29 protein-coding genes, 1 tRNA gene and 2 pseudogenes are annotated in these 20,512 nt (G+C 64.4%); 20 read left to right on the top strand and 12 right to left on the bottom strand.

From position 1 onward, the window contains the following. Positions 1-3 precede the first annotated feature (3 nt). The 5 genes and pseudogenes from selA (at position 4) to J0I42_RS15295 (ending at position 4,615) form a co-directional block, all read left to right on the top strand. Positions 4-1,407, top strand: a complete 1,404-nt coding sequence (gene selA, locus J0I42_RS15315; RefSeq protein ID WP_291655950.1) for an L-seryl-tRNA(Sec) selenium transferase — start codon at positions 4-6, stop codon at positions 1,405-1,407. Further along, positions 1,394-2,143, top strand: coding sequence for a tetratricopeptide repeat protein (locus J0I42_RS15310; RefSeq protein ID WP_291655949.1), 750 nt, complete (start codon positions 1,394-1,396; stop codon positions 2,141-2,143). The genes selA and J0I42_RS15310 overlap by 14 nt, the downstream gene beginning before the upstream one ends. Beyond that, positions 2,140-3,954 (top strand): annotated as a pseudogene (gene selB, locus J0I42_RS15305) (selenocysteine-specific translation elongation factor); the annotation flags it as partial. The gene J0I42_RS15310 and the pseudogene selB, both read left to right, overlap by 4 nt. A 105-nt stretch (positions 3,955-4,059) precedes the next feature. After that, a tRNA-Sec gene (locus tag J0I42_RS15300) sits at positions 4,060-4,155 on the top strand. A gap of 76 nt (positions 4,156-4,231) precedes the next feature. After that, on the top strand, positions 4,232-4,615 hold the full coding sequence (locus tag J0I42_RS15295) for a hypothetical protein (RefSeq protein WP_291655948.1): 384 nt from the start codon (positions 4,232-4,234) through the stop codon (positions 4,613-4,615). A 6-nt stretch (positions 4,616-4,621) separates the two neighbouring features. Here the strand turns inward: J0I42_RS15295 and selD are convergent, their stop codons facing one another. Both selD and J0I42_RS15285 read right to left on the bottom strand, forming a co-directional pair. Next, on the bottom strand, positions 4,622-5,698 hold the full coding sequence (gene selD / locus J0I42_RS15290) for a selenide, water dikinase SelD (RefSeq protein WP_291655947.1): 1,077 nt from the start codon (positions 5,696-5,698) through the stop codon (positions 4,622-4,624). A 511-nt stretch (positions 5,699-6,209) separates the two neighbouring features. Next, positions 6,210-6,753, bottom strand: a pseudogene (locus J0I42_RS15285) (IS3 family transposase); the annotation flags it as partial. Positions 6,754-7,784: 1,031 nt separating this feature from the next. Here J0I42_RS15285 and J0I42_RS15280 point away from each other — a divergent pair. The 11 genes from J0I42_RS15280 to J0I42_RS15230 all read left to right on the top strand — a co-directional run bounded on the left by J0I42_RS15280 (position 7,785) and on the right by J0I42_RS15230 (position 13,937). Beyond that, positions 7,785-8,219, top strand: a complete 435-nt coding sequence (locus J0I42_RS15280) for a DUF4326 domain-containing protein (protein WP_465247685.1) — start codon at positions 7,785-7,787, stop codon at positions 8,217-8,219. Then, positions 8,219-8,866 carry a hypothetical protein gene (locus tag J0I42_RS15275; protein ID WP_291655945.1) on the top strand — a complete coding sequence of 216 codons (648 nt, stop codon included), beginning with the start codon at positions 8,219-8,221 and terminating at the stop codon, positions 8,864-8,866. Before J0I42_RS15280 ends, J0I42_RS15275 begins: the two co-directional genes overlap by 1 nt. Continuing rightward, positions 8,863-9,279 (top strand): hypothetical protein, encoded by a 417-nt coding sequence (locus J0I42_RS15270; RefSeq protein ID WP_291655943.1) that lies wholly within the window; start codon positions 8,863-8,865, stop codon positions 9,277-9,279. The genes J0I42_RS15275 and J0I42_RS15270 overlap by 4 nt, the downstream gene beginning before the upstream one ends. Next, on the top strand, positions 9,272-10,201 hold the full coding sequence (locus J0I42_RS15265; protein ID WP_291655942.1) for a hypothetical protein: 930 nt from the start codon (positions 9,272-9,274) through the stop codon (positions 10,199-10,201). Before J0I42_RS15270 ends, J0I42_RS15265 begins: the two co-directional genes overlap by 8 nt. After that, positions 10,194-10,763, top strand: a complete 570-nt coding sequence (locus tag J0I42_RS15260) for an HD domain-containing protein (RefSeq protein WP_291655940.1) — start codon at positions 10,194-10,196, stop codon at positions 10,761-10,763. Before J0I42_RS15265 ends, J0I42_RS15260 begins: the two co-directional genes overlap by 8 nt. Further along, positions 10,760-11,452 (top strand): DNA-methyltransferase, encoded by a 693-nt coding sequence (locus J0I42_RS15255; protein WP_291655939.1) that lies wholly within the window; start codon positions 10,760-10,762, stop codon positions 11,450-11,452. The genes J0I42_RS15260 and J0I42_RS15255 overlap by 4 nt, the downstream gene beginning before the upstream one ends. Continuing rightward, positions 11,449-12,237 carry a hypothetical protein gene (locus tag J0I42_RS15250; RefSeq protein ID WP_291655937.1) on the top strand — a complete coding sequence of 263 codons (789 nt, stop codon included), beginning with the start codon at positions 11,449-11,451 and terminating at the stop codon, positions 12,235-12,237. The genes J0I42_RS15255 and J0I42_RS15250 overlap by 4 nt, the downstream gene beginning before the upstream one ends. A 17-nt stretch (positions 12,238-12,254) precedes the next feature. Continuing rightward, positions 12,255-12,689 (top strand): DUF4326 domain-containing protein, encoded by a 435-nt coding sequence (locus J0I42_RS15245; RefSeq protein WP_291656000.1) that lies wholly within the window; start codon positions 12,255-12,257, stop codon positions 12,687-12,689. Beyond that, complete coding sequence (locus J0I42_RS15240; RefSeq protein ID WP_291655936.1) at positions 12,682-12,891, top strand: hypothetical protein; 210 nt, start codon at positions 12,682-12,684, stop codon at positions 12,889-12,891. The genes J0I42_RS15245 and J0I42_RS15240 overlap by 8 nt, the downstream gene beginning before the upstream one ends. Beyond that, positions 12,884-13,348 carry a hypothetical protein gene (locus J0I42_RS15235; protein ID WP_291655934.1) on the top strand — a complete coding sequence of 155 codons (465 nt, stop codon included), beginning with the start codon at positions 12,884-12,886 and terminating at the stop codon, positions 13,346-13,348. The genes J0I42_RS15240 and J0I42_RS15235 overlap by 8 nt, the downstream gene beginning before the upstream one ends. A gap of 304 nt (positions 13,349-13,652) precedes the next feature. After that, on the top strand, positions 13,653-13,937 hold the full coding sequence (locus J0I42_RS15230; RefSeq protein WP_291655933.1) for a hypothetical protein: 285 nt from the start codon (positions 13,653-13,655) through the stop codon (positions 13,935-13,937). Between the two features lie 36 nt (positions 13,938-13,973). On the opposite strand, the gene J0I42_RS15225 is transcribed toward J0I42_RS15230, so the two are convergent. The 4 genes from J0I42_RS15225 to J0I42_RS15210 all read right to left on the bottom strand — a co-directional run bounded on the left by J0I42_RS15225 (position 13,974) and on the right by J0I42_RS15210 (position 15,624). Beyond that, positions 13,974-14,705 carry an SOS response-associated peptidase gene (locus J0I42_RS15225; RefSeq protein WP_291655932.1) on the bottom strand — a complete coding sequence of 244 codons (732 nt, stop codon included), beginning with the start codon at positions 14,703-14,705 and terminating at the stop codon, positions 13,974-13,976. Positions 14,706-14,714: 9 nt separating this feature from the next. Further along, positions 14,715-15,080: a hypothetical protein gene (locus J0I42_RS15220; RefSeq protein WP_291655931.1), complete on the bottom strand. Its 366-nt coding sequence runs from the start codon at positions 15,078-15,080 to the stop codon at positions 14,715-14,717. Beyond that, positions 15,016-15,297 carry a hypothetical protein gene (locus J0I42_RS15215; RefSeq protein WP_291655929.1) on the bottom strand — a complete coding sequence of 94 codons (282 nt, stop codon included), beginning with the start codon at positions 15,295-15,297 and terminating at the stop codon, positions 15,016-15,018. Before J0I42_RS15215 ends, J0I42_RS15220 begins: the two co-directional genes overlap by 65 nt. A gap of 99 nt (positions 15,298-15,396) precedes the next feature. Continuing rightward, positions 15,397-15,624, bottom strand: a complete 228-nt coding sequence (locus tag J0I42_RS15210; RefSeq protein WP_291655928.1) for a hypothetical protein — start codon at positions 15,622-15,624, stop codon at positions 15,397-15,399. A gap of 59 nt (positions 15,625-15,683) precedes the next feature. Between J0I42_RS15210 and J0I42_RS15205 the strand changes: the two genes are divergently transcribed. Beyond that, positions 15,684-15,938 (top strand): hypothetical protein, encoded by a 255-nt coding sequence (locus tag J0I42_RS15205; protein ID WP_291655926.1) that lies wholly within the window; start codon positions 15,684-15,686, stop codon positions 15,936-15,938. Between the two features lie 285 nt (positions 15,939-16,223). Here J0I42_RS15205 and J0I42_RS15200 read toward each other — a convergent pair whose 3' ends face one another. Beyond that, a complete protein-coding gene (locus J0I42_RS15200; protein ID WP_291655925.1) occupies positions 16,224-16,463 on the bottom strand; it encodes a hypothetical protein in 240 nt (79 codons plus the stop codon). 108 nt (positions 16,464-16,571) lie between these two features. Between J0I42_RS15200 and J0I42_RS15195 the strand changes: the two genes are divergently transcribed. From J0I42_RS15195 to J0I42_RS15185, 3 genes are all read left to right on the top strand, one after another. Continuing rightward, positions 16,572-16,817 carry a DUF7696 family protein gene (locus J0I42_RS15195; RefSeq protein WP_291655923.1) on the top strand — a complete coding sequence of 82 codons (246 nt, stop codon included), beginning with the start codon at positions 16,572-16,574 and terminating at the stop codon, positions 16,815-16,817. A gap of 177 nt (positions 16,818-16,994) precedes the next feature. Next, positions 16,995-17,297, top strand: a complete 303-nt coding sequence (locus tag J0I42_RS15190) for a hypothetical protein (RefSeq protein WP_291655921.1) — start codon at positions 16,995-16,997, stop codon at positions 17,295-17,297. 30 nt (positions 17,298-17,327) lie between these two features. Then, positions 17,328-17,537 carry a hypothetical protein gene (locus tag J0I42_RS15185; RefSeq protein ID WP_291655920.1) on the top strand — a complete coding sequence of 70 codons (210 nt, stop codon included), beginning with the start codon at positions 17,328-17,330 and terminating at the stop codon, positions 17,535-17,537. 715 nt (positions 17,538-18,252) lie between these two features. On the opposite strand, the gene J0I42_RS15180 is transcribed toward J0I42_RS15185, so the two are convergent. From J0I42_RS15180 to J0I42_RS15160, 5 genes are read right to left on the bottom strand one after another with little or no spacing between them, the layout of a single operon-like run. Then, entirely contained in the window at positions 18,253-18,615 is a 363-nt protein-coding gene (locus J0I42_RS15180; protein WP_291655919.1) for a hypothetical protein, read from the bottom strand. Beyond that, complete coding sequence (locus J0I42_RS15175) at positions 18,605-19,084, bottom strand: hypothetical protein (RefSeq protein WP_291655918.1); 480 nt, start codon at positions 19,082-19,084, stop codon at positions 18,605-18,607. Before J0I42_RS15175 ends, J0I42_RS15180 begins: the two co-directional genes overlap by 11 nt. 10 nt (positions 19,085-19,094) lie before the next feature. Next, positions 19,095-19,367 carry a Pam3-gp28 family putative phage holin gene (locus J0I42_RS15170; RefSeq protein WP_291655917.1) on the bottom strand — a complete coding sequence of 91 codons (273 nt, stop codon included), beginning with the start codon at positions 19,365-19,367 and terminating at the stop codon, positions 19,095-19,097. 3 nt (positions 19,368-19,370) lie between these two features. Next, on the bottom strand, positions 19,371-19,781 hold the full coding sequence (locus tag J0I42_RS15165; RefSeq protein ID WP_291655915.1) for a hypothetical protein: 411 nt from the start codon (positions 19,779-19,781) through the stop codon (positions 19,371-19,373). A 52-nt stretch (positions 19,782-19,833) separates the two neighbouring features. Further along, complete coding sequence (locus tag J0I42_RS15160; protein ID WP_291655913.1) at positions 19,834-20,475, bottom strand: peptidoglycan recognition protein family protein; 642 nt, start codon at positions 20,473-20,475, stop codon at positions 19,834-19,836. Positions 20,476-20,512 lie beyond the last annotated feature (37 nt).

Genomic DNA, 20,512 nt, shown 5'->3' with positions numbered 1-20,512 from the left:
CTGATGAACAAGCCACAAAGCTTCCGCCCGCCATCGGTCGATACGGTGCTGCGCAGTACCGCAGGCGATCTCGCGATCGCGCAGCACGGACGGATGGCCACGACCGATGCTGTCCGGCACATCATCGAGCGGTTGCGCGGCGGCGGGCCGGTAGCGGCATCGGCAGAGCAAGTCGGCCGCATGGCGCTGGACCGGCTCGAAGTGCAGAGTCGCCCCTCGCAACGACCTGTGATCAACCTCACCGGGACGGTACTTCACACCAATCTCGGCCGCGCGCTGCTGGCCGAGGAGGCGATCGAGGCCGTGGTGGCGGCCATGCGCGCTCCGACCAATCTCGAATACGAGATCGAGGCCGGACAACGCGGCGAGCGCGACGCGCATGTCCGCGGCCTCGTCAGGGAACTGACTGGCGCCGAGGATGCGATCCTCGTCAACAACAACGCTTCCGCCGTGCTGCTGGTGCTCAACACCCTTGCGAAAGACCGCGAAGCCATCGTCTCCCGCGGCGAACTGATCGAGATCGGCGGCGCCTTCCGCATGCCCGACATCATGGCGCGCGCCGGCGCGACCTTGCGCGAGGTCGGCACGACCAACCGCACGCATCTCAAGGACTATGCCGAGGCGATCGGGCCCGAAACCGGCCTGCTGATGAAGGTCCACACCTCGAACTATGTGGTGCAGGGCTTCACGGCCGAAGTCGAGCCGACCGAGCTCGCCAAGCTCGCCCGCCAGCACGAGCTGCCTTTCGTCGACGACCTCGGCTCGGGCACGTTGATCGATCTCTCGCGCTGGGGCCTGCGCCGCGAGAAGACGGTGCAGGATGCGCTGAAGGGCGGCGCCGATCTCGTCACCTTCTCCGGCGACAAGCTGCTCGGCGGGCCGCAGGCCGGCATCATCGCCGGCCGGAAGGACCTGATCGCGAAACTGGCGAAGAACCCGCTGAAGCGCGCGCTGCGCCTCGACAAGCTCAGGCTCGCCGCGCTGGAGGCGACGCTCAGGCTCTATCGCGACCCGGACCGGTTGGCGCGGCGCCTGCCGACGCTCAGGCTTTTCACGCGACACCCCGCCGAACTCCGCGGTCTCGCCGAGCGCCTTCAGCCGAAGGTCGCAGCCGCTATCGGCGCGAACTGGACTGTGGAAGCCACCGATTGCGCCAGCCAGATCGGTTCCGGCGCATTGCCATTGGAAACGTTGCCGAGTGCCGCGCTTGCGCTGCGGCCGGCCGGCAAGTCTGCGAGCTCAGCAGTCGAAAAGCTCGCGGCGGCCTTCCGCGCCGTTCCGGTGCCGGTGATCGGGCGGATCGCGCAAGGCACCCTGATCTTCGACCTGCGCTGTCTGGAGGATGAAGCGCTGTTCGCGGCGCAGCTCGACGCGCTGAAACCCGAGCTGTCCGATGCGCTGGCTTAAGTGCCTTTTCGGTCGCGACGAGGCCGCCGCCGACGATACCGCCGCGACGATGGCTGAGGCGGCAGCGGCCGTCGAGCGTGGCGACCATGCGGCTGCGCTCGCTATCTGGGGGCCGCTCGCCCATGCGGGCATCGGGCGGGCGCAGAACAATATCGGTGCCTGCTTCGCCGAGGGGCTCGGCGTCGAGCGCGATCCGGCCCTGGCCTTGCGCTGGCTGAACCTTTCGGCGGAGGGCGGCGATCCGGTCGGACAGCGCAATCTCGCGGCCCTGCATTTCAAGGGCGAAGGCGTTACCCAAAGCGATGCAGAGGCGATGCGGCTCTATCGGCTCGCAGCCGAGCAGGGCGACGCCCCGGCCCAGGACATGCTCTCCTGGATGCTGCTGGAAGGCGGGAACCCGGCCGACCGGGCCGAGGCCCTGCGCTGGGCGCAAGCCGCGGCAGAGGCCGGCATCGCCACCAGCATGACCCGGCTCGGCATGATGCATCACGATGCACTCGGCATGGATCGTGATGCCGGTGCCGCCGCGCAGTGGTGGCAGCGCGGCATGGCGGCCGGCGATCCGGATTCGGAGGCGATGCTTGGCGCCGCGACGCTGCTCGGCCAGGGCGTTCCGGCCGATGCGGAGCGGGCGCTAGCCCTGCTGCTCGCGGCCGAAGGCAAGGGCAGCCCGCTCGCGGCCCCCTTCATCAAGGCCGCACGCGCGGCTGCCGCTCCGGCGGAACCTGCGCCATGATCATCGGCACAGCCGGGCATATCGATCACGGCAAGACCTCGCTGGTCCGGCGCCTGACCGGCGTCGATACCGACCGTTTGAAGGAGGAGAAGGCGCGCGGCATCTCGATCGCGCTCGGCTTCGCCTATTGGCCGCAGGAAGACGGCTCGGTCGTCGGCTTCATCGACGTGCCCGGCCATGAGAAATTCGTCCACACGATGCTGGCCGGCGCCGCCGGCATCGACCTGCTGCTACTGGTCGTCGCGGCCGATGACGGCGTGATGCCGCAGACGCGCGAACATGTCGCCATCGCCCGGCTGCTCGGCATCCGCGAGGCTGTCGTCGCGATCACCAAGGCCGATCTGGTCGCGGCCGGCCGGACCGAAGCGGTCGAAGGCCAGATCGCGGCGCTGCTGGCGTCGGGGCCGTTTGCCGGGGCACCGGTGCTGCCCGTCTCGACGCTGACAGGAGAAGGTCTAGCGGAACTGGCCGTCCTGCTTGCATCGCGGGCACGCGAAAGCCATGCGCGCCAAGGCGACGGTGCTTTCCGGCTCGCGGTCGATCGCTGCTTTACCTTGCAGGGCGCCGGGACGGTGGTGACGGGCACCGTCCTGTCCGGGAGCGTCAACGTCGGCGACAGTGTCGTGGTTTCACCCTGCGGCCTGCCGGCGCGGGTGCGCTCGATCCATGCCCAGAACCGCCCGGCCGAGCGCGGGATGGCCGGTGAGCGTTGCGCCCTCAATCTGGCCGGCACCGGCATCACGAAGGATGCGATCCGGCACGGCGACATGGTGCTGGCGCCGGCGCTCCATGCCCCGACGACGCGGATCGATGCCGAGGTGACACTCCTGCCCGGCGAGAAGGCGCTGACGATGTGGCAGCCGGCCCGTCTGCACCATGCCGCGGCCGAAATCGGCGCCCGCATCGTGCTGCTGGACGATACGGCTGCGCCCGGCGAGGGAGACCTGATCCAGCTGGTGCTCGACGAGCCGCTTGCCGCTGCGGCGCTCGACCGGTTCGTCCTGCGCGATACCAGCGCCTCGCGCACGCTCGGCGGCGGCCGCTTCCTCGACCTGCGCGCGCCGGAACGCCGGCGCCGCAGTCCGGAGCGTCTGGCGCAGCTCGCCGCGCTGCGCCTGTCCGATCCGGCGAAGGCCTTGCAAGACCTGTTATCGGCACCGCCGCACCATGCCGATCCGGGCAGCTTCGTTCGCGACCGTGCGCTCGGCTTTGATGCGGAGAAAATCCTGACAAGCCAGCTCGGTCTTGTCAGGATCGGCCCGCTCGCGATGCTGCCCCGGCATTGGCAGACGCTCGCACAAGCCACCATCGAGCGGCTCGATACCTTCCACGCCGAGCATCCCGATCTGCCGGGCATGGGACTGGAGCGCCTGCGCTTCGCCGTCGCGCCCCGCTGGCCGGCGCCACTGTTCCGGCAAGCGCTCGCCCGGTTAGCGGAAGACGGCGTGCTGGTGCCCACCGGCTCCTGGATCCGGCGCCCCGGCCACGAGGCCAGGCTTTCGCCGGATGACGAGGCGCTCTGGGATCGGATCACGCCGTTGATCGCCGATAGCGAGCGTTTCCGTCCGCCCCGCGTGCGCGATCTCGGCCAGATGCTCGGGCGGCCCGAGGAGGCGATCAGGCGCCTGCTGCGGCTCATCAGCCGGCGCGGCGACGTCCATGAGGTGGCGCTCGACCATTTCTTCCTGCGCTCCACTCTCGGCGAGATGACCGGCATCGCAACCGAGCTTGCAGGGCTCCACCCGGCCGGCTTCAATGCGGCCCAGTTCCGAGACAGGCTCGACAACGGCCGAAAGGTCGCTATCCAGATTCTCGAGTTCTTCGATCGCCATGGCGTCACGATCCGCCGCGGCGACCTGAGACGCATCAACCGTCGGCGGCTCGACCTGTTCGGCCCGCTGCCCGGCTGGAGCGATGGAGGAGAAACGTCCCCGGTGGGGCGTCCGGACTTCAAATCCGGGAGGGGCCGTCAGACGGTCTCTGGTGGGTTCGACTCCCATTCTCTTCCGCCAGTTCACTGAGGGGCCATGACGGACGCCGCTACCTCTCCCTACGCCTTGGTCCCCTGCAGCCTGCCCGGCCCGTCGCATGTCGACCTCTAGAGGGCTCGGCACCGATTTCGACCGCTGGCTCGGCAAGCTCTTCCGCAAGGGCCCGTTCACGGCGCTGATCGTGCTGGTGAAGATCGCCGAGCCGAAGGTCGAACCGCTGCGCTCGACCTTCGTCCATGTCGTCGGCGACGAGATCGACTGGGGCGATATCGTGCTGATGCTGCGTGGCGCCGGCGTGAACTGGGACGGCGCCGCCTTCTTCCCGACGCGGGACGCTGATGGCGGGCTCGTCCCGGACGCGACCGCCCGCAATCGCCTGCGCGAGCTGGAGACCGCCCTGCGCGAGGACCGGCTCACCCTCAACAAGGGCGCCTTCTTCGACGTCTGGGGCCGGAACCTCGAAGTGCAGGAAGCGCGCTGAAGCCCGTCAGCTGATGACGACCTGCGCCGGCCCGTTCTCCACCACACCGATGATCCGCGCCGACGGGTAGCCGGCCGCCCTGATCTGCGCCAGCACGGCCTCGGCCCGCTCGCCGGCACAGGATACCAGCAGGCCGCCGGAGGTCTGCGGATCGGTGAGCAGGTGGCGCCGCCAGTCCGGCAGCCCCTCGGGCAGCACGGCGCCCTCGCCGTAGCTCGTCCAATTGCGATGGGATGCGCCGGTCACCCTGCCCTCCTGCGCCAGGCGCTCGGCCTGTGACAGGAAAGGCAGTTGGGAAAGCCGGAGCTTCAGCGTGACCCCGGAACCGCGCGCCATCTCGAGCCCGTGGCCGAGGATGCCGAAACCGGTAACGTCCGTGATGGCATGGACGGCCGCATCCTGTGCCAGATCGGCGCCGACACGGTTCAGCAGCGTCGTCGAGGCGATCATCTCGTCATAGGCCGCAGCCGAGAGCTCGCCCTTCTTGAAGGCAGCCGAGTAGATGCCGACACCCAGCGCCTTGGTCAGGATCAGCGCGTCGCCGGGCTTCGCGCCGCTGTTGCGGCGCAGGTTCGAAGGCTTGAGCAGGCCGATGACCGCCAGCCCGTAGATCGGCTCGGGCGCATCGATCGAATGGCCTCCGGCGACGGGAATGCCGGCCTCGGCGCAAATCGAGGCGCCGCCTTTCAGGATCTCGCGGGTCATCTCGATCGGCAGCTTGTCGAGCGGCATGCCGAGGATCGCGAGCGCCATGATCGGTCGGCCTCCCATCGCATAGACGTCGGAGATCGCATTGGTCGCGGCGATGCGGCCGAAATCGTGGGGATCGTCCACGACCGGCATGAAGAAGTCGGTGGTCGCGACGACACAGGTCTCGTCATCGACCTGCCAGACCGCCGCATCGTCTCCCGTCTCGGTACCGACTAGAAGCTGGCTGTACGGACCGGCGGCCGGATGTCCCGCCAGCAATTGCTGAAGCACGGCCGGCGCCAGCTTGCAGCCACAGCCGCCGCCATGGGCGAGGCTGGTAAGGCGCAGAGGCTGCACAGGCGCATTCGCCGCGAGCGAGCTCGTCTGGTTCATGGTCGGGAACTCCAGGGGATCGGGGCGTGACTGCTCTGCGGCAAGGTACGCGCCTTCGCGCGGACGCGTCGCGGTCGTCGACCAGGCCGATCAGCGCCCCGGCACGCGGGAGCCACAGCAGCAAGCATACCTCATCGTTTCCGCATCCGCCGGCCGCGTCAACGCTTCCTTGGGCGAATACGCGAGCTAGCGCATGACGATGCGGCTGCCGGAGACCACATGGGGATATCGGCTGCCATGAAGATAGCCGCCGCACAGGCGGTACCTGCGTGAGCGAACTCAGAATTGCAAGCGGAACGCCGTTAGGACGGGCGGCGGTAACAAAGGCTCATGAAATCGCTGAAGCGCTAGGCCTTAAGCCATTGAAAAGCGATGGTGCCCAGGGACGGAGATGCGTTTTCGATCTAACGCATTGAGAAATCAAGCAGCTCGATTCCGGATTGGCAACAGATCGGCCAACGCAACGGCCAACAAATCCGTTTGCGCACGTGGTTCGGTTCTTGATTTCTGGGTAGAACATCTCGATGTAGTTGAACACGTCCTGGGTTGCCTCTTCGCGCGTCCGGTAGATCTTGCGCCGGATTCGTTCACGCTTGAGCAGATTGAAGAAGCTCTCTGCCACGGCGTTGTCGTGGCAGTTCCCGCGTCGGCTCATCGAACGCTCAAGATTGTGGTGCTTTAGGAAGGCTGCCAAATCCATGCTGGTGAACTGGGAACCCTGATCCGAGTGGACCAGGACCGTGGCCTTCGGTTTCCGCCGCCATGAGCAATGCCTGCAGCACGATGTCGGTGACCTGCCGGCTCTAGAGTGACCGGCCAATGACGCGGCGGGAGAACAGGTCGATCACCACAGCCAAATAGGCGAAGCCCTCCGGGGTCCTAATGTAGGTGATGTCCGTTACCCACCACGCCTTCTCCTGCGCATCGACATCGAACTGTCGCGCCAAGGTGTTGTCGACCACGATAGACGGCTTGCCGCTATGAAATCTCGACCGGCGCCGATAGCTGATCTGGGCATTGATCCCGGCCAGTCTTGCAAGGAGATCGATGCGGTCTGGCCTGCTGCCGGTTTCATGAAACACCCAATCTCGGTGTCCACGAAACCGGCAGCAGGCCAAACGCCCTCGCCTACGCGCCGATCACTCGACGCGCAGCGAAGGTCATGGATGCCCATCTGGCTGATCGGAAGGTCGTGGACCTCGAGCGACCGTTGCTCAGGACGCGGCGAGATTCGGACTATCGGAAGAACAGCCTTGCCGAGGATTTCCGCGACGTCCGCAATCTCGTGTTCAAGAACGCCCCGCGGACCCTGATGGACATCCGCCGCTCGGGCGCTCTGGAGGCCTCCGCCGGTGAAGTCGACCCGAAGGCGCTCTCCGATGTGATGGGCAACACCCCCTCCGATTCGAAGACTCTACAGCGCACTTGCACGGCCGGCCCAGATCGTGACTGCGGCCAAGGTTCCGGAGGCTCGAAGGAAAGGCCGCCGAACTCGGGCAGCAAACGAAAGCGGCTCATAATTCCGAAATTGCCGGCCTGGCGATTCCGAAGTGAGACGTTCCGAGATTTTCGAGAGGAAGAAAAGACGAGTATCTTCAGAGAGATACATGGCGCGGGCGACGGGGCTCGAACCCGCGACCTCCGGCGTGACAGGCCGGAAATATGCTGCCCGTCTCAATAGCGCGTTACAATTTTCGACCTCGGTAAACTGCCGGTTTTCAGTCGGATTTGTAACGCGCCGCGCCCTCCCCCGGTGCCCTCATGTCTGAGCGGGCGCACACGAAGGGGCCACTCGCGATCCACCGGCAGGATAGCCCCTGCACAATCGACGGGTTCTACCATGTGACCGAGGTCGGCAAGGAGAGGCCAGCCGTAGCCTACGTGCATTCACGTGAGGATGCGACGCTCTACGCGGCGGCTCCCGACATGTTCGAGGCGCTGCAAGCCGTCGAACTGGCGCGCATGACAGACGAGCCGAAGCACTGGCGGCGCGCTACCGACTTGACGGACGCCGCCCTTCGCAAGGCCTCTCCCTCGGGAGATCCCTCACATGGGTAAGGGATTGGATGGAGTTGGCATCCGCGCGCTGTCCCAACCTACTCGGCTCCAGCTTTCGCGTCGGAAAGGTTTCGACCTTCAGGCGTGGTCGATGGAGACGAACGGGCTACCGGCCCTCAACGTCGCGCGCCCGTCGAGGTGGGGTAACCCGTTCACCAAGGAAGCCGCCATCGAAAGCGGCTATGCGACGGACGAGACATGGCCGGCATTCGTCGTTGGATGCTTCCGCGATTGGCTAGGCCCGTCGCAATCCGGCCGTGACTGGTGGCAAGGTCCGAAAAGCGATGCTGCCAAGAGCGGCATTTTCGGCTCTATCGAGGTCCTGCGCGGCAAGAACCTCGCCTGCTGGTGCAAGGTCGGCGCACCGTGCCATGCGGACGTTCTCCTTGAACTGGCAAACGCCCCCGCAAGTCTCGCGGATGCGCACTCTAAAAATCCCCCCTCATGCGGGGAGGACGCGTGATGGGCGCTTCCCTGAAAGTGCTCGTCGCCTGCGAGTTCAGCGGTACGGTTCGTCGTGCCTTTGCGGCTCGCGGTCACGATGCGTGGTCGTGCGATCTCCTGCCAGCGGAAGACCGAAGCAACCGCCATATCGTCGGGGATGCGAGAGACATCCTCAATGACGGCTGGGACCTGCTCATGGTCGCGCACCCGCCGTGCACGCGGCTGTGCAATTCCGGAGTTCGGTGGCTGTCCGTGCCGCCGCCCGGGCGCACGCTCGACGACATGCAGGAAGAGCTTCGCGAAGGCGCCGCTCTGTTCTCGACGTTCTGGAACGCGCCGATCGATCGCATCTGCGTCGAGAACCCGGTCATGCACCGGCACGCCAAGGCGCTGATCGAGAACTACCGCGAGCCGGCGCAGAGCGTTCAGCCGTGGCAGTTCGGTCATGGCGAATTGAAGCGAACCTGCTTCTGGCTGAAGGGACTGCCGGCGCTAAGGCCGACCAACATCGTCGATGGTCGCGAAGCTCGCGTTCATCGTCAGTCGCCGGGCCCGAACCGCTGGCGCGAACGATCCAGGTTCTTTTCTGGCATTGCCGAGGCGATGGCTGACCAGTGGGGCGGCCTCGATACTTCACCGGACCTTTTCGGGAGGGCCGCAGCATGACCGCGCCCCTAGACACCGCAGGGCTGGTCGAAGATTTGGTTCGTGCCGTTGCGCTCCGGTGCCATTCGCATCCTGGGCCGGAACGCCGCTCTGCAACCGAACGCACTGACTCCGCCAAGAAAGCGCTTCTCGACGCCCTCACCGCCAAGGATAGCGAGCTGGCGGAGGCAAGGGCGCGGGTGGAACTCCTTGAGGCTCTGACGGCGACGCCTCTTTGGAGCCATCGCGCGCTGACGGCCAAGCTTTTCGAGATCATCGCGACGCGGTTCGGCGTCCGGTTCCTAGACCCGCCGGACGGTGGCGACGTGCCGATCCACGAACAAGTCGAGCGGATGGCCGATGCTCTGCTCGATGCCGAATCCCGCGCTCGCACCGTCCTTTCCCGAGAGAAGGAGGCTTCCTCCAATGAGTGACGTGAAATGGAAGTTGGTGCCTGTCGAGCCGACACCGGAGATGCTGGAGGCGGCAAAGCCATTCCCCAAGCATCTACGATCCGAGCATCCTGACCCGCATGACCCATGGCATGCGGCCATGGCGGGGGCGGCCTTGGCTGACCAGATGTCGGCTGCCACCACCTACCGAGACATGCTCGCAGCCTCCCCCGCCTCCCCACCGGCAGAAGCCTTGCCTTCCCAGACGAGCGGGGCGGGGGATGGGGGTGAGGCCGCAATCCGCGCTGCTCTCGCTCCTTGGTGGAAGCAGGTCTGCGAGTTTACGAAAATGCCGGGCATTCCAGCGAGCGTTGCGGGTGACGAGCTTGTGGCGATCGTTCTTGCCCTCGCCAAGCCCGCCTCGGAGCCTGCGGGCGGCGGGGTGCGGGAGGCGCTGCGCGATCTTCTTGACCACGTCGACCGCGAGACTTGCGTTCACGAGGAGACGCACCGAGGCGGCTTCATTTGGACAATTTGCGATCAGTGCGGGAGGAAGTGGGCGGACGACGAAGGCGGCTTCGTGCCTTATTCCGACCCGCCGGCAGTAGCGCGCGCCCGAGTGGTTTGCGAAGCGGTCTCGTCCTCTCCCGCGTCGTCATCCCCTGCGGAGGCAGAAGCCTTGCAGGCTGGGGTGGAGGCGTGGAAGCGGCAGGACGGCGGCCTGAACGCCGATTGGGTGGCCATGGTCCTGTCGGACGACGCGCGGATCGAAGACGGCAAGCTGGCAAACCCGAGCTATCTGGCGGTCAAGATCGCAGATGCCGCCGATATGCCTGCCGAGGTCGCTCGCCTTCGCAAAGCCATCGGCCACATTCGGGACCATACCCGCGAGACGACAACGGCAACGATGGCTATCGGCGCGCTATCTTCTGCACCAGCGCAGGAGGATGGGTCCGATGTCTAAGATATTAGTTGGCATCCGCGAGGTTCGTGCGCCTCAGATTGAAGCCGCTCGCAAGCTGATTCGTGAGCTGTTCGACGGAATCACCGACAAAGGCGGGAAGCCGTACGCCGAGCACTGCGAGCGCGTAGAAGCTGCTTTGCCTGTGTGGGTGAGCGACGATGCGCGATGCGCGGCCCTGCTCCATGACGTGGTTGAGGACTGCGGCGTCACAGGCGGTGATCTGCGGAGGATGGGCTTTTCTGATCGGGCCGTCTGGCTCGTCCTGATGCTCAGCCGCATGTTCAAAGAGATCACTTACATAGACTGGATCAAGTCCATCGCTGCCACTGGCGACGCCGAGCTGATCGCGATCAAGCTCAGCGACAACCTGGACAATAGCGACCCAGTGCGCATTGCGGCGCTTCCCCCGGAGCAACGCGATATCGCGCGGCGCTACGAGCGTGCCCGGCGCATCTTGGGACCGGCTCTGGAGAACTGCAAAGCCCGTCTCGCGGATGCCACAAATAATCCTGTTCCCCTGACCCTCTCTGATGCGGGATCGGATGCGGAGGGGCGGGGATGAAGCACGTCGAGCACATGTCCGATTCAGTAGCCCTCTACCTCGGCGACTGCCGCGAGATACTGCCGCGGCTCGGGAAGATTGATGCCGTTGTCTCGGATCCTCCATATGGATTGGGGGACCTTCTTCGAAAGGGAGGTGCTACTGAATGGTCTTTGATGCGTTCGGACTGCGTCCTTTGGGATGAGACGACCGTGGGTGAACTGGAAAGCATCATTCGCGAGTTCGAGCACGCGATTATCTGGGGCGGCGCCTATTACGCCCTGCCACCACGCAGGGGCTGGCTGATCTGGGACAAGATCGTTCGAAATTTTTCGTCAGGCCATTGTGAGATGGCGTGGACGACGCTCGATCAACCAGTCCGTGCCTTCAATTTCGCAACAACCTCACTGATCAGCGGGAACAATCAGTTCGCAAAAGAGCACCCGACGCAGAAGCCGTTGCCGCTTATGGAGTGGTGCATAGGTTTTCTGCCGTCTGAGGCCTCCGTTGCTGACCCCTTCATGGGTTCAGGCACAACTGGCGTGGCATGCGTTCGAATGGGTCGACGCTTCTCCGGTATCGAGATCGAGCCGCGCTATTTCGACATAGCTTGCCGGCGCATTGCCGACGAATTGAAGCGCCCCCGACTCGACCTGACGCCAGCGCCGAAAGCCGAACAACAATCCCTTTTTAGGGGAGATTGCCCATGACCAACACCACATCAAAGCAGGCAAACGTGGAGGCATTGGCACGTCTGATCGCGCCTGAAGCTTTCAAGGCGTTCGATGACGACTACCGCCTCAACCAGTCTGCGCCATCGTTCATGCAGCTACAATCCATCGGCAGCATGAACGCCGCTCGTGCCAAGGCCGCAGAATTTCTATCGGCCCTCTCCCCGCCCATGACCAACGACGCACCAGCGCAGGCGAGCGTGGAGGCGGTGATCGACCAAGCTAGCCGATTGATGGCTGCTGGATGGCGCGGCAACCCGAACATGTCAGGCGATGACCGGGACTTCATGTCGCCGTCCATGCGCCGGAAGCACGACGACAAGGTAAGAGAAGTCGTCGAGTTTGTTCTCGCCGCCCTCTCCCCGCCCCCGACTGTAGGGGCGGAGGACGAGGCGGGCGCAGGCATGGCCGAGATGGCTGAAATCGCTCGCATCGTCAGCGAGTGGCGACACGGCCCGATGCTCAGCCCTGAAGCTCTGCGACAGATCGCGGCCTACACCCGGCCATCTCCCTCTGCGGTGGAGGTCAAGGGGCTGGTCTGGAACGAGTACGAGACGGAAGGCGAGATCGACCGCTGGGATGCGGAAACGGCGCTCGGCACGTTCTACGAGATCAGCACCGAGTTCGACGGATACCACATCGCGCATGATCACACGCACTGGACGGCGCGGCTCGATACGCCGGATGCCGCCAAAGCCGCAGCACAAGCCGATTACGAGCAGCGCGTCCGCTCCTGCATCTCCTCAGAGAAGGGGGGAGTGTGATGGGTGGCATCCGCGAAATATCCCCACCTACTCGTCTCCAGCTTTCGCGTCGGAAAGGTTTCGACCTTCAGGCGTGGTCGATGGAGACGAATGGCCTCCCGGCCGTCAACGTCGCGCGCCCGTCTCGGTTTGGGAACCCCTTCACCGTCATCAACGAAGAGGGATGGCCGCTGATCGAAGGGCCTGACGGCGAGGTCATGAACGGCATCGCCGAAGAGATCCTCGGTGAACAGCTCTATTGGGCCAACGAGCAACAAGCTCGCGTCGAGTTATTCCGTCTGCGCCACGTCGATCGGCTGCCAAACCTCGCCCCACTACGCGGCAAGAACCTCGCCTGCTGGTGCAAGCCCGGAGCGCCGTGCCACGCGGACGTTCTCTTGGAACTGGCAAACCGCCCTGCCGGTCTCGCGGATGCCAACCACAACCAAATCGATGAGGCAGAGCATGGCTGAGAAGACGGAAGAGGTCGACATCATCGCGGCCCTTCGCGATGTCGATGACAACAACGGGCACATGGAGGCACCGGGAACGGATGCGCAGATCCGCGAACGCTGGAAAGCGCTGAAGGCCGCTGGCTATGTGGGGCTTATTAATTTCCGCTACCGCCTGACCGAAGCCGGCCGCCGCGCCCTCGACGAGGCCAGCCATGGATAAGAAGGACCCGCGCGACGTCATGCAGGCCGAAGAAACCGCCAGGATCACGCAGATGTTTGCTGATCGCGCCGCCCCTGCCGAGATGCCGACAGACGAGCAGATCGAGGCCGAAATCCTCCCGATGACCTATGATGGCGCGGACCTCACCGAATGCGTCGCAAGGGTCAAAGCCCTCTTCGCCCCGATCCTGGCGGGGAAGGAGCGGAAGATTGTAGCGCTTCAGCAGCGTTTCGACGAGAAAAACGATGCGATCGGAAGCGCCTGCGTTCGACTTGCGGCCGCCGAAGCAGCGCTCGCTGCGGAGAGGGAGGTGAACGCGGTGCTGTCAAAGAAGCTTGAGATAGCACTGGCTGGGCTTCAGCGTGTCAGCGACATGGCACCGAAGGCTGCAGCAGCCATACGGGCTGCCGAGGACGACCTCGGTCTGGGCGAGGTCGTCGGATCGCGCACCTCATGATCCGCCCCAACGGCATCACCATCATGATGACCATCATGGCTCTGGTGTTCGTAGGGATATACGGGTGGGTGACAGGGGCTTGGCGATGAGAGACTCTCGCCCTTCGTTTATAGCCCGCTGGTGGCTGCTGTTTCCCTTGGTGGCAGGAGCCGTAATCTGGTGGGCCGTGTTCTTTGAGCAGGCACGGAAGCTATGGGCGGGCTTGTTCAAATATTAGCGAGGACTCCCGGAATGGCAGCCTTTCCTTGCTCGACCGGCTCAGGATTGCTATTATTTCCCTGCGTCGCTTCCCGGAAATCTCTTCATGACTGCGCGACAAGCATTTCAAATTCTTCTTGCCAATGGCGAGATCACTCAATCCGATTATGATCGGCTTGTCGCACGTCTTTCTCCTGAGCCTGCACCGATAGCTTCAGTACCAACTACGATTCCAGAAAGTCCGGCGGCTAAACCGAGCTTTTTCACTTGGATCACAATGGGCGTGAAAGCTGTCATTGGGATGATTGGCTTTGTAAAGCCAGGTGGCGGCAAGAGCACGGCGGCCATCGATGAGGACACGCAGCGGCGGGAAAACACCACTCCGAAGTGAGCGCCGATCGACGTTCGAAGCCCGTCAATTTTTCAATCAAGGTCGTTCAGTAATGTCGCCATCCTTCTTCCCACCGCGGGCGACGATATCGAGCGAGCCATCCGGCAGAGGGCGTTGAAGTGCCCTCGCCTGCTCCCATGGCGCCGTCATCCAGGTCTCGCACTCTTCCGGCGTCGTCAGGATTACCGGCATAGCCTTCGGGTGGATGGCGCCAACCTCGGCATTCGGATCGGTCGTCAGGAAGGCGTAGAGGTCGATCGTCTCCTCGCCGGTCTTCACCTTGCGGACGGACGTCCACTGGCGCGCCCAGATACCGGCGAAGAAGGCTGTAGGCCGTTCCTCCCCGAATGCAAACCAGACGTCTTGCTTGGTGCTCCAGTCGAACTCGCTGAAGCTGTTGAAGGGCACCAGGCATCGGCTTTCGACTCCGAGCCAACGCTTCCAGTGCGAGCTCGAGGTATTGCGGACGTTCGTGGTGCCGCCATCGGGCTCCATGCGGAGAAGGTGGTCGAAGTCGACATCCTTGTCCTTCGCGCGCAGCTTATCAGCGCGCTTCGTGGCGGCGTCGAGCAGCGCCTTCTTGGATGACGGCATGCCCCAGCGCGTCATCGCCAGCCGCGGCCCGCCTTCGTCGTTCCTGACGATCGGCGCGGCGTAGTCCGGGAAGATCCCCGGCAGAGGCGGCACGTTCACGCCGGCATCGTTGAACTTGGCGAAGAGCTTGCGCATCGCCTCGACGTTCCGGGTGTGGCTGTAGAGATTGCACATGGCCTGAGCCTATGCGGGTTCGGCGGGGGCGTATAGCTGAAGCTCGGTCCATTGGCCTTGAAGTTCCGGCCACTTCGCAGCCAATGCCTGATCTGCGGCATCGTGCGCCTCGCCCTTGACCATCAGGATGTCGAACCATTCTCCCGGCCCCGGCTCCGGGAAACCGGCGATGTCCCAACCCTCGACCTCCCATTCAGCGGTGGCGACGAGGTTCGGTGTGACGCCTGCAGCCGCGAACACAGCACCTACAGCGGCAGTCGCAACGGCTGCCTGCTCGTCAGTCAGCGGCAGGCGCTCCATGGTCTCCCGGTCAATCCGAAGAACCGACACGACGACGTCGGGGCTGCCGGCTTGGCTCTGCTGGTAGCTGCTCATCCTTGCCTCCCTCGATCAGGTTGAGCCCGATCATCGACGGCGGCAGATCGGGCGGGTCGGGCCTGCGCAGGTCCGGGCAGTAGCCGCCGCATCTCATTCCGTATTTTTGAGGCTTTCGGGCGGGGTTCCAGGGCCGCCACTCGCAGCCTTCCATGAAGGCAACGACGATCATGCCGATCGTAATCCGGCTGCCGTGCTTCGCGGCGATATCCGCCACGCGGTAGCTCCCGCCGCGTCTGCACCACGTGCACCGAAGCCGTACAACGACCCATGGGAAATCCCGCAGAGGTGTTTCTTCGTCCGGCGGCCCCATGGTTCATTCTGGCTCGCGGGCCGGCCGCGCTCCCTGCGAAAACAAACCACGCAGATAGCCGCGCGAGACTGACCGATCAGCGTCGGCCAGCAGCACGATAAAGTCATGCGCCAGCGCCCTGAGTGCGGCGTGCTCCGAGCCGTGCTCCTCCAAGAGCGTCGCGACGATTCCTGAGATTTCCGCGTCCAGCGACGTGTCTTCGACATACTGATCGGCTGGTTCGGGTGACATGGCTTGCGTCCTCGGATATGAGAACATTATGAGAACAAACCACTCAGAGGAGTCAACCCATGGCCACCGTCGACACGTTCTTCCTGCAGCCCTTCAAGACGCATCGAAAGCGGCTCGTGCCCGGTCAGCGTGTGCTGGCGAAGACCAAGCCCCACGCCTTGAACGAGGGCGAGCGCCTGAGCCGTTCCGCAGAGGGTGTAGCGGTCATCCACGTCACGGCCGATGACGAAACCGGCGAGGTCAGCGATCTCGAGGTGCTGGCGCGGCACGGTGCAATCCCGCAGGAATTCGAGGAGCAGATCAGGGCGCTATGAAACGCAATCCACGGCGCGCCTATGACAGAGACGGGCGTGAAATACAGCCGGCCACTGTGGGCAGCCACCTGGCTCTCGGGAGGCGCAAGATCGAAATTTTCTGCAACGATTGCCGGCGCTACGGGAATGGGATCGACGTCAGCGATCTCCCGCCCGAGACACCTATCCCCGACATCTGCCTGCGCTATCGATGCTCCGTCTGCGGTTCGAAGAACCTTATCTCACGGGGCGACACCCATGAGCACTACGCGTTGATCGACGCCGCGCGAAAGGGAAAGACCTGAGTCAGCGCCGGAGTTGCCGCTCTTGAAAGCGGCGGATCGCTCGATGCGCGAGGTCGGTCGGCTCGTCCGCTCGCTCAATCGCCAGCGACACGACCACGTAAACCATCCGCATGCGTTGCCGATCTCGCTCCGGAGACGGGATGCCAGCTTCGACATAGCTCCAAGCAATTTCCGTCGCGCGCTCTGCCCGAGCAATGTCCAGCGGGTCCCCAAGGATAGCGAACGGGTTGGATTCGGTCATCGATGGCCCTCTGGGTCGCTAAACTCGCGCACTCTGGACGCGCCGCGACAGGAAATGTTCCGGCCATGAAACGCTGTCCTCAATGCGCGAATCTGCGATAGCGGGCGTATGCCATACCCGCCCGATAACCCGCCGCACGTCTTCTCCGTCCTCGCTGGCCGGGAGGTCTCGACATGGTCGGAAGAGTGGAAGCACGAATGCGAGGTCCGGTACCTGGCCGGGTTGCCGCTGGCGCAGCGGAACGACGCGCTGGACGGCAGCTCGGGCAGCATGAAGTTGAAGCGCGGAGAGGCTGCCGTCGCCTACCTGCGCGCCGAGATCGAGCGCTATGGGATGCTCAAAGGCAAACCTTGACGGCAGCTCAGGGATCGTCTTCCGGCCTCCCTACCCTGCCGCGCTCAACCTGCGGTTTATGAGTAAGCGGCGGATTGACGTGCGGGGCTGGAGCGCATTCACTCTGACTTCGAAGTCAGCCATCTGCTGACACAAGCCCTCAGTTTTCGCGTCGCACGCGGACGATCGGCCCTTACAGTGAAACCTACCCTCGATGCGTACACGGTTGCCATGCCGTGGTACGAGCGCGATGACTTCCAGCAGATCTGGGAGCTCGCCCATGATCGTGATGAGATGCCCTCCGACTATGACACCTGGCATCGCAACGCGGTTGCAGTAATGAATGGCTGGCTTGCGCGGGGGCGAGCTCTGGAGATCGTCACGATCAAGCCGGCTGAATTCCTTGCTTGGCTGAAGCAGACCGGCTTGCCGAACACGGCAGCAGTGCGGCTCAAATTTGTAGAGCAGCGCGCCGACCACCAGGGCCACAACGTCGCTTGAGGCTTCGCCAAGCAATGCTATCTTTTCGGCATGCCTGACAAACCGACAGTAGTTCTTCCCGTCGTAAGGCCGGCCATCATCGCGCTGAGCAGTGACCCTCGCGGCGATGCGACAATCAAATTCGAGACAGGAGGAGATTCCGACCTGCTCCTGGTTCTGCCTATGACCGCGCTGATCGAACTCGAGGCGATGCTGGCGAAGGCCAGCCAGGAGCAGGCGAAGACCCAGCCGGTCCAGTGATCGGCCGCGAGCGAAGATCAACCCTGCGAAATTCGGTCCAGTGCTCGCTGCGCCAGATCATCCTCGTCGAGAGCGACGAGGGCGTACGACGCGACGATGCAGGCTAGCCGGATGTACTCGCGCTCGCGATCCTCTTCCCGAACCGTTGGTTTGATCTGTGTCCAGGCGATTTCCAAAGCGCCTTGAGCGCGGGCAAGATCGGCTGGGTCGTGCAGTGATGACAAAGGCATGATCAGACAAGCTATGCGCACGGACGCGCAGCGGGCAACGAAAAAGGCCCGGCCCCGCCTGAGCGGGACCGGGCCGGAGCACTGCCATTATGAATTTATCGACGGCACGCGACGGCAGGAGACTGCCCAAACGCCGGCCAGATCCCCGTTCGCTTGGCATCGGCGAAATAGCCATCGCAGGCCCCGGATCGTCCAGCGGAGCGATTGACGCAACGCTTGTGAATTTCCTCGCAGGCATAGACCCGCTGTCCCTGACTGCCGCTTTTTTGCTGAGCGGTCGCCGGCATAACGATAGCAAGCGTTGTGGCAACTCCCATGACAAGCCTCAACATCATCGTTCTCCTCGCAGGAAGTTTGACGCAACGGAAGGAACCATTAGTGCGTCGCTTCAGCAAGACATCGAACGAAAAAAAGCCCCGCCAGCCGAAGCCAGCGGGGCCAAGTAAGCCTTGCTAGGTGGAGCAGGAGGAACGGGCCTGCGGCGCTCAGGTTCCTCGCCTACGCCGCGCTGGCGTCGTGACCTGTAATTGCTTCAACATCTCTTGCGCGAGGATCTCGGCCCGACGCACGATCTCGGCGTCCTCGGCGCGCTCCTGGCTGATGGCCAGCATCTTTTCCAGCGCCGTCGCTGTGCGCTCTGCCGCATCCGCGCTACGCCCCTGCGCCAGGGCCAGGTCCCGAATCGGCTGCATGTCGGCGATCGTCAGGCCGGGGATGATCCGGTCGCCACTGGCCGTCGTCGGGCTCTTGAGCTCCTTCAGGTACTTCCAGATGCCGAGGATGCCGATCCCGAAGCCGGCGACGACCGTGGCGACGATGTTCTCGGTGGTGAGTGGGCTAGCGTCCATCCGATACGGCCTTGTCCATGCCCGCGGCATCCTTCATCGCCGCCACGATGTTCATCGCGTCGAGCACAAGCAGGCCGGGGTACACAGCAAGGCCAGTCGTCGCCGCATCGGAAGCCCAGAGGCCGAAGCTGATCTGGAACCATAGAAAGCAGGTCAGGAAAGACGCGAGGGCCCGAACGTGCGGCGACCAGCGCCCGTACCATGTGCCGGCGAAGGTGCCGTTGATGATCAGCGCGAGCAGTCGGAACGCCCCTACGCCGATCGCTAGCCAGCCCCAGGTCGCCTCGTTCATCATGGCCGCCATCTGCGACCATGCCTTGGATTGAGCGAAGACCGGCGCGGGCCCGACCAGGAGCCAGCCCCAGACGACCATGATCCCCGCAAGCACCCACTCTGAGCGCCGAGCAGGGAAGTGATCGGCAATGCCGAGATAGAGCCGCGTCGGAAGCGGATGATTGCGGGAGGGCATTGGCCAGCCCTCAGAAGCGTGTGGTAACGGTCGGGTCCTCGACCTTGCGGGCGATCTCCGGTGTGGTGACGATCTGCGCCACCTCCGGGAGCGCGGCCGCCGACGCGACGATGCCGGCCTTGCGGCGGATGTAGAGGCTGTAGCCGGTCGTGATGAGGGTCATCAGCGCGCCAACGACGATCTGCATCGAGCCGTCGTCGAGATAGCCGCGGGTGACCAGCGCGGCGCCGGCGGTCTGAAGGAGGGTGCGGACCAGGCTCCAGAATTGCTCCATGGTGAACATCGTTCAGGCTCCTGCGGCGGCGGTGACGGGGATGTTGGTTGCGCGGCCGGCGGCGAGAACGGCGTCGTAAGCCTTGGCTGCAGCGGCGAGCGCGGAGGCGACATCGGCCGGCGGATTATCGCAGACCGAGTTGACGGCGGCTGCGGCTTGCCTGGCGAGTGCCTGATGCTTCTCCGGCGCGAAGATGCTGGCCCCCATCGCCACGGCCCGGAGCGCGCCGCAGTAGCGCGAGAGCTGCTCTGAGGCCTGGGCGACCTTCTCGTCGTATTTGGTCGGGCCGATGACCTGACCAGCGCCAGCCGCGATCTGACGCCAGCCTTCGGCAGAGGTGCCCGGCCCCGAACCATCCTTCGGAACGCAGGCGGAGACAGCGAGGGCGCAGGCGAGCGCCAGCGCCGCGAAGATGCGGTTCATGATGATCTCCATGATGATGAGCAGGTTGGCGGCTGGCCCGGCCGCTGCGGGGTCAGATGAGGTGGCCGAGCTCGTCCTTGCGGACGTCGAAGCTGGGACAGGCTTTGTTGGCGTACTGGTTGTGCCCGGTGACCCTCTTGATGGTCGGATAGCGGGCGATCAGCGCCTTGACGTGCGACAGGAGCGCCGCGCGCTGCGCCGGCGTGCGGGTGTCCTTGGCGGTCTTCCCGTCGGCCGCCACACCGCCGACGTAGACGACGCCGAGGGTGCCGGTGTTGTGCCCGGCGACATGAGATCCGATCTCAGCCTCAGGCCTGCCAGGTTTCACCGTGCCGTCGAGCAGCACGACCCAGTGATAGCCGATGTCCTTCCAACCCTGAGCCTTGTGCCAGCCACGGATCGTCTCGACAGAGACGCCGCGACCTTCGGGCGTCGCAGTGCAGTGGATTATGATCTCGTCGATCCGGCGCTTCGTCCGCGGCAAGGTGAAGATGGCTGAAGCGGGGGCCGACTTCCTCGCCAAGGCCGCATCGAGTGCCGAGATTGTCAGCGGCCCAACCACGCCATCAGCAGCCAGCCCTGACCCGCGCTGGAACGTCTGCAACGCAGCACGCGTCTTCGGCCCCATCACGTCGTCGACGGCAAGCGAATAGCCGAGCGCGACCAGCGCCCGCTGAATTGCGGTCGTGTCCATGAATTGCTCCGGATGTGAAAAAGCCCGCGCGCGGCGG

The sequence above is a fragment of the Allobosea sp. genome (assembly GCF_017308015.1).
Classification (GTDB): Bacteria; Pseudomonadota; Alphaproteobacteria; order Rhizobiales; family Beijerinckiaceae; genus Allobosea.
This window is presented reverse-complemented; position numbering and strand designations above follow the sequence as displayed.